This window comes from Oceanobacillus piezotolerans (assembly GCF_003665065.1).
GTDB lineage: Bacteria > Bacillota > Bacilli > Bacillales > Amphibacillaceae > Oceanobacillus > Oceanobacillus piezotolerans.
Window position 1 is genome coordinate 150,637 of the sequence record NZ_RCHR01000003.1, and the last position, 13,745, is coordinate 164,381.

Annotated in this window: 9 protein-coding genes; 4 read left to right on the forward strand and 5 right to left on the reverse strand. The window is 36.8% G+C overall.

The window, feature by feature from the left end; genetic code table 11:
• Nucleotides 1-334: 334 nt before the first annotated feature.
• The 3 genes from D8M04_RS08790 (at nt 335) to D8M04_RS08800 (ending at nt 6,071) form a co-directional block, all read left to right on the forward strand.
• On the forward strand, nt 335-3,199 hold the full coding sequence (locus D8M04_RS08790) for a 2-oxoglutarate dehydrogenase E1 component (RefSeq protein ID WP_425464014.1): 2,865 nt from the start codon (nt 335-337) through the stop codon (nt 3,197-3,199).
• Complete coding sequence (gene odhB / locus D8M04_RS08795; protein WP_121522552.1) at nt 3,186-4,448, forward strand: 2-oxoglutarate dehydrogenase complex dihydrolipoyllysine-residue succinyltransferase; 1,263 nt, start codon at nt 3,186-3,188, stop codon at nt 4,446-4,448. The genes D8M04_RS08790 and odhB overlap by 14 nt, the downstream gene beginning before the upstream one ends.
• 435 nt (nt 4,449-4,883) lie before the next feature.
• Nucleotides 4,884-6,071: a NupC/NupG family nucleoside CNT transporter gene (locus D8M04_RS08800; RefSeq protein ID WP_121522553.1), complete on the forward strand. Its 1,188-nt coding sequence runs from the start codon at nt 4,884-4,886 to the stop codon at nt 6,069-6,071.
• Between the two features lie 150 nt (nt 6,072-6,221).
• Here the strand turns inward: D8M04_RS08800 and D8M04_RS08805 are convergent, their stop codons facing one another.
• Entirely contained in the window at nt 6,222-7,562 is a 1,341-nt protein-coding gene (locus D8M04_RS08805; RefSeq protein WP_121522554.1) for an MATE family efflux transporter, read from the reverse strand.
• Between the two features lie 99 nt (nt 7,563-7,661).
• Here D8M04_RS08805 and D8M04_RS08810 point away from each other — a divergent pair, with 99 nt between their 5' ends.
• Nucleotides 7,662-8,732, forward strand: coding sequence for an undecaprenyldiphospho-muramoylpentapeptide beta-N-acetylglucosaminyltransferase (locus D8M04_RS08810; RefSeq protein ID WP_121522555.1), 1,071 nt, complete (start codon nt 7,662-7,664; stop codon nt 8,730-8,732).
• A gap of 51 nt (nt 8,733-8,783) precedes the next feature.
• Here the strand turns inward: D8M04_RS08810 and D8M04_RS08815 are convergent, their stop codons facing one another.
• From D8M04_RS08815 to D8M04_RS08830, 4 genes are all read right to left on the reverse strand, one after another.
• Nucleotides 8,784-9,926 carry a Ger(x)C family spore germination protein gene (locus tag D8M04_RS08815; RefSeq protein WP_158595100.1) on the reverse strand — a complete coding sequence of 381 codons (1,143 nt, stop codon included), beginning with the start codon at nt 9,924-9,926 and terminating at the stop codon, nt 8,784-8,786.
• Nucleotides 9,916-11,037: a GerAB/ArcD/ProY family transporter gene (locus D8M04_RS08820; protein ID WP_121522557.1), complete on the reverse strand. Its 1,122-nt coding sequence runs from the start codon at nt 11,035-11,037 to the stop codon at nt 9,916-9,918. Before D8M04_RS08820 ends, D8M04_RS08815 begins: the two co-directional genes overlap by 11 nt.
• An 8-nt stretch (nt 11,038-11,045) precedes the next feature.
• Nucleotides 11,046-12,548 (reverse strand): spore germination protein, encoded by a 1,503-nt coding sequence (locus D8M04_RS08825; RefSeq protein WP_121522558.1) that lies wholly within the window; start codon nt 12,546-12,548, stop codon nt 11,046-11,048.
• A gap of 194 nt (nt 12,549-12,742) precedes the next feature.
• A complete protein-coding gene (locus D8M04_RS08830) occupies nt 12,743-13,300 on the reverse strand; it encodes a beta-class carbonic anhydrase (protein ID WP_121522559.1) in 558 nt (185 codons plus the stop codon).
• Nucleotides 13,301-13,745 lie beyond the last annotated feature (445 nt).

Consider the following 13,745-nt stretch of genomic DNA (forward strand, 5'->3'; position numbering starts at 1 on the left):
CGCAGTAAACATGGAAACAAGAAAAGTAAGTGCTACCCCTAGTATTAAAGCTAATTTCATATGTACTTCCTCCTTTGTTTAAGGCATGCCAATTTGTGTTAAATATAGTATATATTATAAATCAAAACGCTTCCAATGTTAACCAATCTATAATAATAAGAATATTTTGTTTTAGGTCGCAATGTGGCCGAATAATACGATAATTCATTTTCTTGTACAAATATCTGAACTTCAGTTGTTTCGTTTGAAAAAATAAGGTATATTAGTCGTGAGGGCATTATATTAACATATTAACCGTTTACATGACGGACAAAGTATTATGGGGGTATTCATCGTGGCAGTAGGATTGGAAGAGTCTACTAGAAAAGTTTGGGAGCAGTTCTATGGTCCAAACATGGGGTATGTCGAAGCACAGTATGAACTGTACAAAGAGGACCCAGAAGCTGTTGAACAGTCATTAAGAGAGATATTCGACAGTTATGGATCTCCTGATTGGTTGCTTCGTAATAAAGAAACAGATTTAGCGACATCACAAACGCCTTCCGAATTTGATGTCAAGAAGCTAACCTCAGCATTTAAACTTGTTGAGGCTATTCGTCGTTATGGTCATTTGCAGGCAGACATTTATCCTGTTGGCGGCCATAAGGAACCGGGATCAGAGGAAATAGACCCGAAAACGTACGGGTTAACAAATGAAGATTTAAAAAAGATGCCTGCATCTTGGCTTTGGGATAAGAAGCAAAGTAATGTTGAAAATGGCTTGGATGTGGTGGAAACACTTAAAAAGTATTATACAGGAACAATTACATTTGAGTATGATCATGTAGATGATGAAGAAGAAAGAAAATGGTTATTTGATTTAATCGAATCAGGCAATGCTAGATTAGAATTATCCAAAGATGATAGAATACAAATTCTAACCAGACTTGCAGAAGTAGAAGGGTTTGAAAACTTCTTGCAAAAAACGTTTGTAGGTCAGAAACGATTCTCCATCCAAGGTTTAGAAGTAATGGTGCCGATGCTTGATCAACTAGTTGAGTTCGGTATAGATGATAAAGTAGAAGATGTACTGATGGGCATGGCTCATCGCGGACGCTTAGCTGTACTCGCACATGTATTAGGAAAGCCATTTGATAGGATTTTCTCTGAATTCCATCATGCATCTAATAAAGAATTACTTCCTTCCAATGAATCAAAAAGAATAAACAATGGTTGGACTGGAGATGTCAAATATCATTTTGGTGCAAAGAGAGTAATCAATAACGGTGACACGACTACTACGGTTACCTTAGCAAATAACCCTTCCCATTTAGAGTTTGTTAATCCAATTGTAGATGGGTTTACTCGTGCAGCACAAGATGAACGCTCCAGTAAAGGATATCCAAAGCAAGATGTTAATAAGGCGTTTTCTATCCTTATACATGGGGATGCGGCATTTATTGGAGAGGGTGTCGTAGCTGAAACATTAAACTTAGGTGGTCTTCCGGGATACAGTACAGGCGGAACGATTCATATTATCGCAAATAATCTATTAGGCTACACAACGAACCGAGAGGATGGCCGATCTACAAGATATGCAAGCGATCTAGCGAAGGGTTTTGAAGTTCCTATCATACGTGTCAATGCAGATGATCCGATTTCTTGCCTATCTGCTATTAAAATAGCTTATGAATACCGGAAGAAATTTAAGAAGGATTTTCTTATCGATTTAGTAGGTTACCGCAGATACGGTCACAATGAGATGGATGAACCTAGAACGACACAGCCTAAACTGTACAAAGAGATTGACAATCATCCATCTGTTACTCATGTGTTTGCAAACGCTTTGATTGAAAAGAACTATATAAACAATGAAGAGTTTGATAATATCACTGAGAAAGTTCAGACTAATCTGCGTGATATATACAATAGCATGAAGGAAAATGATCAAATTAATTCAGAACCACCCTACATGCCGGAAATATTACGTAATGGTTTAAATAAATTCGAAACAGCGGTTGAGTTGGAAACTTTAAAGAAATTAAATAAAGACTTATTAAAACGACCTGAAGGATTTAATGGATTTAAGAAAACAGAAAAAATCCTAAAACGCCGTGAAAATGCTCTAGAAGAAGGAAATAAAGCAGATTGGGGTACTGGAGAAGCATTAGCTTACGCATCCATCTTAAAGGATGGTATCCCTGTAAGACTAACAGGTCAGGATACAGAACGGGGTACGTTTGCTCATCGTCATATGATATTGCACGACACTGAAACAGGTGAGAAATATTGCCCGCTCCAGGGAATGGAAGATGCAAATGCATCATTTGATATTAGAAATAGTCCTTTATCTGAGGTGGCGGTTTTAGGATTTGAGTATGGTTATAGCATACAATCTCCTGAAACATTGGTCATTTGGGAAGCGCAATTTGGAGACTTTGCCAACGTGGCTCAAGTGATCTTTGATCAATTTATTTCCTCTGCACGTGCAAAATGGGGAGATAAATCTAATCTTGTATTGTTACTCCCTCACGGTTTTGAAGGTCAAGGTCCGGAGCATTCGAGTGCAAGGCTGGAGAGGTTTTTACAGATGGCTGCTGAAAATAACTGGATTGTTGCTTATCCAACATCGTCTGCACAATACTTCCATTTATTGCGTAGACAATCTCAATTAAATGGCAGAGATGAAGCTAGACCTCTTATTGTAATGACACCAAAAAGCAGCTTGATCAGAAGTGAGAGAATGGCCTCTGCAGCGGAAGAGTTTACAACTGGTAAATTTAAAGCTTTACGTGAGCAACCGAATTTAGAGGTTAAGAATGATCAGATCAAACGGCTTCTTCTTGGCAGTGGAAAGATAATGATAGAAATAGAAGAAGCGTTAGAGAAATCTGATGAGAATGTTAACTGGTTACGTGCATTGCGTCTTGAACAAATTTATCCATTTCCTAAAAAGGAATTACAGGATATAGTAAATGAATTACCTAACTTAGAAGAAATTGTATGGGTGCAAGAAGAGCCTAAGAATATGGGGGCTTGGGATTTTGTTGATGATTTCCTGAGAGACTTACTAAAGGATGGGCAGAAGCTTCGTTATATTGGTCGTCCAGACCGATCCGCACCTGCTGTTGGATTGCCAAATGTTCATAAATTTGAACAAAACCTAATTGTACAACAAGCAATTAACCTAGAAGGAGGAAATTCCAGTGCAAGAAATTAAAATTCCAGAACTCGCAGAATCCATTACAGAAGGTACGATCGCAGAATGGCTAGTTAAAAAAGGGCAGAAAATTGAAAAAGGGGACCCCGTCGTTGAACTTGAAACAGACAAAGTAAATGTCGAGGTAAATGCGGAAATCTCCGGAGTAATCACCGAAATTCTTCAAGAAGAAGGTAACGATGTTGCGGTAGGAGATGTTATTGCAAAAGTAGACGAAAATGCTTCAGAAGGTTCTGCGTCCACTGGAGAGCAGAAAGAAGAAGTAAAGGAAGAAAAACAAGAAGCAAAACAAGAAGCAAAACCCCAAGAGGAAACGAAAAAGGTTGAACAGCCTGCATCTGAGTCCAATGGTGGAATTATTGCTTCTCCTGCTGCCAGAAAACGCGCACGTGAATTAGGGATTGACTTGAGTGAGATTGCAGCACGCGACCCACTTGGCCGTGTTCGTCCAGACGATGTGGAGGCTGCAGCACAAGCGAAGCAGGAACCTTCCAAAGCACCTAAAGAAGAGAAGCCAAAAGCGGAGCCTGCAAAGCAACAGTTCGATAAGCCGGTAGAACGCATCAAGATGACACGTCGTCGTCAAACGATCGCAAAGAATCTTGTGAACGTTCAACAAGAAGCAGCCATGCTTACGACGTTCAACGAGGTGGATATGAGTGCCATTATGGAATTAAGAAGACAACGTAAAGATAAATTCCTGCAGAAGCATGGTGTGAAACTTGGGTTCATGTCCTTCTTTACCAAAGCGGTAGTAGGCGCGCTAAAAGAGTTCCCACTACTAAATGCGGAAATACAAGGCAATGAGCTTGTCGTGAAGAAATTCTATGACATCGGTATTGCGGTTTCTACGGATGAAGGACTTGTTGTTCCAGTTGTTCGTGATGCAGATCGCTTAACATTTGCTGGTATTGAAAAAGCAATCGTAGACTTAGGGCAGAAAGCGCGTGAAAACAAACTAGGATTAAAAGATTTACAAGGTGGCTCCTTCACGATTACAAATGGCGGGACATTTGGCTCTATGATGTCAACTCCAATTCTAAATGCACCGCAGGTTGGTATCTTGGGAATGCATAATATTGTTAAACGTGCGGTCGTTATGCCAGATGATTCCATTGAGGTACGCCCAATGATGTATCTAGCGGTTTCTTATGACCACCGAATTGTTGATGGTAAAGAGGCTGTTAGCTTCTTAGTTCGTATTAAAGAAATGCTGGAAGACCCTGAAACCTTGCTTTTAGAAGGATAATAGGAAATATAGAAAACAACCCTTAGAAAAGGGAGAAGCTCTCCACCCTCAAAAGTTTGATTAAAAAATCTAACTTTTGAGGGTGTTTTTTTTATAAATAAATACAGAAAACTTTTTATGATTTGCTTTTTACATTCTTAACTAATATCATAGATAACGTTGGTTATTTTTCTGAACTTCAAGCAGCAGTTAATATTAAAACGTAGTATGAAAGTCTTCGTCTAACCAACTGCTTAGAAGCCCTTACTAAAAGATATACATAATGAATGGTAACTGCAGAGTCTAGTCAGATACTCAGTCGCTCTTAATGTGCACAAACCTGTAACACTATTTGGAACGTGAAGTTTTACATTATTTTATGTTAATTAAAAGGATGCAAGGGAATAATGATAAAAGTACAAATAATCAACAATGAAAATATACGGGAGGAGTAATATGGATATTTTGTTAGGTATTATTGCCATTTTGGTTGTTTTTGGACTTGCTTACCTATTATCCAATGATAAAAAACATATTAACTATCGTGGAATAGGTATTATGCTCGTTCTTCAGCTTGTTTTGACATGGTTTATGTTTAAAACGGAAATTGGTGCCGTCATTATTAATGGAATTTCCGCTTTATTCAATAAATTAATTGAGTTTGGGACCGTAGGAATTAACTTCGTTTTAGGTGGATTTGTAGTTGGAGAAGGTGGGGTTTTCTTCTTTAATGTCCTTCTATTAATTATCTTCTTTGCGACTATTCTATCCGTCTTAACCTACTTAAAAATATTGCCAGTCGTGATTAAGTATATAGGTGGTCTGCTTTCAAAGATAACTGGTCTGCCAAGGATTGAATCATTTAATGCAGTAAACAATATATTCTTTGGGCAATCAGAGGCTATAATTGCTATTCGTTCGCAGTTTCATCATTTAGATGCCAACCGACTTTTCATCGTTTGTGCATCTGCTATGAGTTCCGTTTCTGCATCTATTGTAGGGGCATATATACAAATGCTGCCTCCTCAATATATATTTGTCGCATTGCCGCTTAATATGTTCAGTGCATTAATGGTGGCTTCGGTGATGAATCCAGTTGTCGTTCCAAAGGAAAAAGATATTGTAGATGTGAAAGATATATCAGATGATAAAAGTATTTTTGAAGCAATGGGAAATGGTGCACTAGAAGGTGGGAAAATAGCACTTATTGTTGCTGCTATGCTAATTGCGTTTATCGCCTCACTAGAACTAGTTAACTGGATTATCCAATTTGTATTTGCTGGAGTAACCTTACAGCAAATTTTAGGATATATTCTTGCTCCAATCGCTATTTTAATGGGTATTCCAACAAATGAAGTATTGGATGCAGGCGCAATAATGGGATTGAAGATTGTTACAAATGAATTTGTTGCAATGCTAGAATTCCAACCAATGATGGACTCCATGTCTGAGAAGACAATTGGTATTGTAACGGTATTTCTAACAAGCTTTGCTAATTTCTCTTCGATTGGAATTATTGCCGGTTCAGTAAAAGGTATAGATAGTAAAAAAGCATCTATTGTGTCTGGATTTGGAATGAAATTATTATTTAATGCTATTTTAACGTCTATCCTTTCTGCCACTGTTGCAGGCTTGTTTATATAAGAGATGAACAAGAAAGTGTGGTAAAAATGACATTTATAATTTCGTAAGGATGCATTTATCTGCATTGCTTAAGTGAAATAAGCTTCTGTCATTCTACCGCCTTTTTGGACAAGCAGCATAGCAAAAAAAGCGAGGATTCTAATCCTCGCTTTAATATTTGCGCTGCAGGTGAAATAATCTCCATAAGAGTGCGATTGCACCACAACTTAAACCTATAATGATACCTACCCAATAACCATAAGCTTCTAGTGATGTATAGTTAGCTAAAAGAAATCCACTTGGTAAGCCTATTAGCCAATAGGAAACGAGTGATATAACCAACGTCATATTCACATCCTTGTAACCTCTTAATGCACCTTGTATAGGAGCGCCAAATGCATCAGCCAACTGATAGAAAACAGCAAAAACGATAAAAGAAGCTGTTAGTTCGATTACTGTCGGATCCGAATTATATAAGGAAGCAACAGGCTCTCTAAATACGAATAATATGACTCCGTTGAATATGGCAATAAAAATAGAACCGCTAATCCCAATATACGCATATTTCTTAGCTTCTTGATAACGTTTAGCCCCAACCTCATAACCAATAGGAATGGTAAGAGCCATTCCGACACTTAGTGGAATCATATAGAGCAGGGATGCGAAATTCATTGCTGCCTGATGCGCTGCAATTGTATTGGTAGAGTACACGCTCATTAGTATCGTAACAGCTGAGAAGATACTTGTTTCAAAAAACATGGCAATCCCAATTGGCATGCCAATCTTTAATTGTTCTCTCCATGCTCTTCCATTTGGAAGGAGCCAGTTAGAAAATAATTGGTAACCACGAAATGGTTGCATAAAAGCGATAATTAGAATAGAAACCAAGCAAATAATCCAATAAGTTATAGCTGTTGCAATTCCTGCACCAATCCCGCCTAAAGCAGGGATGCCAAATTTACCAAATATGAATAGATAATTAAAGAGAATATTCACTGGCAAGGAAAGTAAAATGATAAACATGGAAACTCTTGTTTGTCCAAGTGCATCCATGAAATTACGCAAGGTATTAAAAATAAATAAAGGTATAATTCCAGCTCCCAATGTAATAAGATAATACTTGGCAATATGCTGAACTTCTGGTTCTAATGCCATTAAATTTAGTACAGGTTCAAGAGCCATTCCACCTAATAATATGACGAGGAATCCTAGTACAATGGAAAGATAGATAGCTTGCTGAACTTTTTTAGGTACAAGTTTGTTTTCTTTCGCACCTGTAAGATGCGCTATAATAGGAGTGATTGCTAATAAGACACCATTAATGGCAGTAAGAACCGGAACCCATAAGCTGGAGCCGATAGCAACTCCGGCGAGATCGGTTGCTCCTGCACGGCCAGACATTACCGTGTCGAAAAAGCTTATTAAATAGATACCAACCTGGGTGATAAGAATTGGGATAAGAATTTTAATAAAGAGTTTTATTTTTCCTTGTAAAGTTGTTGTTTCATACATGATAAACGCTTCCTTTATTAGCATTTTTTTAATAGGATAGAGTAGGCAGCAAAAGAATATTATAACGTTTCACGACGATAAAAGAAAGGACGTACATAGATGAAATCAAATCGGATTTTGTTTACTGGTGGTGGCACGGCAGGACATGTCATTGTAAATATGGCCTTAATACCAGTATATCAAGAGAAGGGCTGGGAAATTGACTATATCGGTTCATATAACGGAATAGAAAAGGATTTAATAAGCAATCTTGAAGGGGTAACATACCATCCTATCTCCACTGGAAAGCTAAGACGTTATCTATCCATAGAAAATTTGAAAGACCCATTTAAAGTATTAAAAGGAACCATGCAGGCATTTCGAATTATCGGGAAAAGAAAACCATCTGTCATTTTTTCTAAAGGTGGCTTTGTATCTGTTCCTGTTGTTGCTGCTGCGAAACTTCGTGGAGTTCCAGCTGTTATTCATGAATCGGATTTCACCCCTGGTCTCGCCAATAAGCTTTCCATTCCATTTGCAAAGAAAGTACTGGCGACATTTCCAGAGACATTGAACTACTTACCTAAGGAAAAAGCAGAATATGTTGGCGCTGTAATTCGTGATGAATTATTCCAAGGAGACAAATCAAAAGGATTAGCATTTACAGGGTTAACCCATGAGAAGCCAATTCTGCTTGTAATGGGAGGCAGTGGTGGTGCTGTTAAGATTAACGAAACAGTCAGAGCTAGCCTGCCTGAATTATTGCCTCATTTTCAAATTATTCATTTATGTGGAAAAGGAAAAGTGGATCAAACGCTGAAGCAAGAGGGATATGTACAATTCGAGTATGTCAACGAAGAACTTAAGGACCTATTTGCGGTGACCGATTATGTATTATCACGAGCTGGTTCAAATGCTATTTTTGAATTCTTAGCATTACATATTCCGATGCTTTTGATTCCTTTGTCAGCGGAAGCAAGCAGGGGAGACCAAATAGTCAACGCCAAGTCCTTTGCAGAAAAGAATTATGCAAGAGTATTACAGGAAGAAAGTCTTACTAATGAAAAACTTATGGAAGAACTATTAAAATTAAAAGAGTATGCACCGATTATGTTAGATAAAATGAAACAATATAAAAGTGAAAAATCAAGAGACCGTGTTTTGGAAATATTAGATAGCGTTAGTAAGTAAGGGAAAAGACATCCTATCCAAGAATGGAAGGATGTCTTTTCTCATCAAGCGTTATTGGATGGTTCCAGCTTGTAAAATGTCTACATCTACATGAAAGTCAACGGAGATATTTGGGTACAGTTTACGCCATTCATTGTCTGTTAACTTGGCTACTTGTCTATTTGCTCTATAGAATTTCCCAAATCCGAATGGGTCAATATTGGCTTCCTGTGTTTCCTTAAATAAATTTTCGTATTGATCCGTTAATTTCTTTTCCATTTCTTTTTCAAGTAATTTGATAGCATTTTTATTTTTGAGACTGACTGGTTTAGACAGCCCGCGAACATCTATATCTAATTGAATTTCTGTTTTAAAGGTTAGATTCTTCACATTTTTTACCTTAATTTTACCTTTTCCTTTATTAACCAAATACTGAATAGTAACCTCTTCTGTTGAAGCATAATGTTCATGCATTAATTCCTTGTCGATATAGCTTTCGAAAGGAGCTAATGGGACTGTAATACTCATCTCTGTATTTTTTAGTCTATCCAAGATTATATTTATCAGCGTACCTTCATGAGTGGAAACTTCCTTTACTAAACGATCCCCTTTGAGTAGACCAATTCCAACAATCGCAGGTGAATCATCTTTAATATCAATGATGGCAAGAACGGGGTCTTGTCCAATAGTACCGGCACTTACCGTGTATTTCTGTATATTAGAAGCGGGTATTGCCTTTTCTTTTATTTCTTTCGTTAACAGGGCATCTAAATATCGACCTATAGATTTCGCGTTGTCTGTTTGGTGTTCCATTAATTCTGAAGCTGTTGAATTTGCGATGACTAAATACATTGTATCAGAAGCCTGTGCATCACGGATTAGACCGCCGAGTAATGGTGTAATCCCTTTAGTTGCTGTCTCTCTTCCATAGATTTCTGCTCTTAGTTGCCCTTCACTAATTTCGTAGCCAATCTGGTATCCAGCGTGTTCGCGGGCTTGTTTGACACTTTTCCCAGCTGCTTTTATTGTTGTATATATGCTCTGTGCCTCTGGGTCAAATCGAATAATATTTAAAGTCGTTTCTATTTCATCATCTTCTTTTAAATCAATTCCCCTTGCTGAAATAATTGCTAATTCTTCTAATTCATTTGTTGCCACACATCCAGTCAAAAATATAACAGAAAAGAATAGAATACTGATTCTTTTAATGGACATGGTGATCACCATCCTTTCTTTTCTGCCATTTCTTTTTAATTAAAACTATAGGTAATAGCAGAAGAGGATAGACATAAACTAGCCAAAAACCGTATTCTGAACTCCAGTTAATCACTTTTTGAATTTGAAAATGTTCATTCGTAAATAAACTTCCGATGAAGCAAAGGATGGCAATCGTATATAATGTTGCCCTTTGTGGCACCTGGTACAATCGTTTTGTTCCGTATGTTATTCCCCACATGAGCAGAATCAACGATGGTATTACTACCATCATCCATTCGGCAACAACAATATAATCAAAGCGCTCAATAAATGCGAAACTTTGGATTTTGAATAGTCCGAGTAATACCCATTCTCTTCTTTCTATTTGATCAAAGCTGAAATATCCAATGACAAGAATGGTAGTGAGGAGCAATAGAAATGTTGTCCAACCCAAACCCAAAAATATTGGGAGTTTGGCCTTATTTTTATTCAAGATAAAAGGATAAATCAAAAACAAGATTTCAAATCCCATAAAGGTATAAGAGGTTACCCTTGCCCCTTTTAATAAGTCTGTTATTGGAGTAACGAATACAGGCTGCAGGTGGGTTAACTCCATCTGTAGTGCTGGCTGAATTAACAAGATTAATAACCAGTGGGAAAGGAAAAAGAAAATTACGCAGACACCGATAATAACTCGGATTCCTCCCAGCACACTATAGATAACCAAGCACAATAACATAAATGAAAGAATATAATCATTAACTGTTGGAAAGATGAATACTTTAATAACTTCAATATACGTAATGAGTATGGAGAAAAAGGAAAGTGCAAAATGAAAAATAAAGAAAGTACCAAATAGCTTTCCAATCCACTTACCAAATATGTCTACTTGAATACCATAAATGTCAGCATTTTCATATTGTTTAAGGATGAGAAGCATAACCATGATGATCAAAGAGACGTAAAAAAATGCAATGACAATTGAAATCCAAGCATCCTGCTGCACTTCTAAGTAAATAAGCCTAGATACACCTAAAATCCCTATACCTAATTGAATCGAAGCGATCACGAAAAATAAATAAAATGCACGAATCTGTAAGTTTTTTTTGATGTTTATATTAATATCCATTTACTCACCTATTCGTCAATATCCTTCTTCTTTTTTGCCTTTTGCTTCGGATATCTAATTAAGTCTTTTGGTCGATAAGATTTAAATCGTTTGTATTGAAATTGATTTGGCAAGCGAAACAGAACCTTATTGAAATCTTTCATTTCCAATGGATAAATTGGTGATAGATATGGTCTTCCAAGCGAAGTGAGCTTTAATAAATGAATAACTAAAAAGCATGCACCAAAGAGAATACCTATAATTCCAAGAAACCCAGCAAGTATAATCATAGGAAAGCGAATAATTCGTGCTGTTGTGCCCATTAGATAATTTGGTGCTGTGAAAGAAGCAAGTGCACTTAATGCTACAAAAATAATCAATACATTACTAGTAATTCCTGCTTGTACCGCTGCCGTACCAACGACCACACCACCAACAATACCAATTGTCTGGCCAACCTTTGTCGGTAATCTTGCACCAGATTCACGTAAGAGTTCAATCATTAATTCTAAAAATAAAGCCTCTAATATTGGTGGAAAAGGTACTGCTGCTCTCGATAATCCCAGATTAACCAGCAATGTTGGTGGGATAATTTCATAATGAAAGGTAGCTGCCGCTACATACATCGGAGTAAGCAGTGTAGATAATAAAAAGGAAATAAACCGCAAGCCTCTTAGAAATGTACCAACATTCCAGCGCATATAAAGATCTTCTGTAGACTCAAAATAGCTAAAAAAGGAAGTAGGGGCAATAATTGCTGTTGGACTGTTTTCTACTAACACACCAATTTTCCCTTTGTTAATGCTATAACTAAAACGATCAGGTAATTCAGTCGATAAAAACTGAGGGAAGATTGTCGAAGAGGAGTCTTCAATATATTGCATTAATATAGCGCTGTCCTCAACAAAATCTATATCCAGTTCCGTTAGTCTTTGCCTCATTGTTTGTACGTCATCACTATTTGCGATGGAGTGCAAATAGATGATTCTCACTTCACGAGGCTCTCTTTTTCCGAGCATAAACCTTTCTAGTACAAGATCTTCACTACGGATATTCCAGCGAACAATATTAAGGTTCGTGACCATCGATTCGGTAAATCCAATCTTTGGACCAAGTACCAATGATTCGGTTTCAGATTGTTGGAGTGAGCGCTTCTCTTTTTTTGATAACATATAAGCAATAGCTGTCTGCTCCTGTTCGATATATACATAGACTTTTCCAAGAAGGAGATTCGCTAGGATGTTTTTCAGATTAACTACTTCTTCTGGTCCGTTTAACGGAATCTCGTTTTTTATACTAGTGTTTGCCCATGGTATTTCTTTTGATAGTAATGGCTCTAGCAAGAAGTTCTCTATTTTTTCGGATTCCACTAAATAGGCAATGAAAAAGACAGCGAGCTTTTTATCCTTTTTTTCATATATGGAAAAGCTAAGATCAGGGTTGTTATTAAATTGATCTTGTAAGATTTTTTTTAGTTCGGCTACTTTGATTGGAAAAATAGATCCCTTTTCAGGACTTCGGCTTCGTTTCATCCTGTCACCTCATGTCAGGTGTTTATTCTTTCATTTCCTTAGTATGGGTAGAAGAAGAGAAATTATGTTAGAGAATACCGTTGTTTTTAATATTGGGGGATTTAGTGGTTACTTCGAAATGCATTTTTCCAGATACTTTTTCTCTCTTTAAACATAAAAACTATCGCAACCTCTTTACGATAGTTTTATTTTTTCTAATCTATATCTCTTGTAACGACATCAACTTTACCAGTATCAGGATCAATAACCAGCCCATGAACTTTTATTTCAGATGGGAGCAGGGGGTGGTTGCGAATAATTTCTACACTTTGTTCGACAGATGCTTGAACCGTCTTAAAACCATGGAACTCTTCATGGAAGTCAATGCCAGCATGTGTTAATGCATCGATAGTATCCTCATTGATACCTCTGTCAATCATGCTTTTTGTTAATTCTTCAATATTCACATTTGACATCCCGCAATCATGATGACCAATGACAAGTACTTCTTCGGCCTTTAGTTTATAGACTGCTACAAGTATGCTCTTCATAATACTGTCAAACGGTTTTCGAATAATCGCTCCTGCATTTTTGACCATTTTTACATCGCCATTTTCAATATTTAAAGCCCGATGTAAGAGTTCAATAAGTCTTGATTCCATACAGGTAAAGATCACCATCTTTTTATTAGGAAATGTATCTGTTGAATATGCTTCATAATGTTTATTCTCTACAAAATTCTTATTATATTCCAGCATTTTATCCAGATGCATTTTATTCAACTCCTTTTATTTTCTAAAAAAGACTATATCATTTTTATCGAAAATTGGGAAATTTTTAGAATATATTCAGATGTGCTTTCCTTGATTTACTTGAAGGAAATTAATCGAAATTCTCAAAAGGAGCTAATAAAAGTTTAGTATCATTAAAAAAGTCATTGACTTTGTATTTTCTAAATACTATAATAATTGAGGATACTAAAGAAGGGAGGTTACCAATTATGGAAAATGTAAGAAAGCAACTCATCATTAACTTAATAAGCCATTGTGACCTCCATCGGAAAAGATAGCTCATTCGAGATATACAGTTAGTTTATTTTGGAAGGTCACATGAGTCTGTGGCCTTTTGTATTTTAAATAGTGATGGCTGTCTTTGTCATTTTTGTAGGTGTACATCTTTACCTGCAGAAATCCGACAAGGGCATCGGTCAGAGTCTAA

What these genes read in the sequence shown, in the direction of transcription:
- D8M04_RS08800 (WP_121522553.1), top strand. Translation starts at nt 4,884, where the DNA reads ATGGATATTTTGTTAGGTATTATTGCCATTTTGGTTGTTTTTGGACTT.
- D8M04_RS08805 (WP_121522554.1), bottom strand. Translation starts at nt 7,562, where the DNA reads ATGTATGAAACAACAACTTTACAAGGAAAAATAAAACTCTTTATTAAA.
- D8M04_RS08810 (WP_121522555.1), top strand. Translation starts at nt 7,662, where the DNA reads ATGAAATCAAATCGGATTTTGTTTACTGGTGGTGGCACGGCAGGACAT.
- D8M04_RS08815 (WP_158595100.1), bottom strand. Translation starts at nt 9,926, where the DNA reads ATGTCCATTAAAAGAATCAGTATTCTATTCTTTTCTGTTATATTTTTG.
- D8M04_RS08820 (WP_121522557.1), bottom strand. Translation starts at nt 11,037, where the DNA reads ATGGATATTAATATAAACATCAAAAAAAACTTACAGATTCGTGCATTT.
- D8M04_RS08825 (WP_121522558.1), bottom strand. Translation starts at nt 12,548, where the DNA reads ATGAAACGAAGCCGAAGTCCTGAAAAGGGATCTATTTTTCCAATCAAA.
- D8M04_RS08830 (WP_121522559.1), bottom strand. Translation starts at nt 13,300, where the DNA reads ATGCATCTGGATAAAATGCTGGAATATAATAAGAATTTTGTAGAGAAT.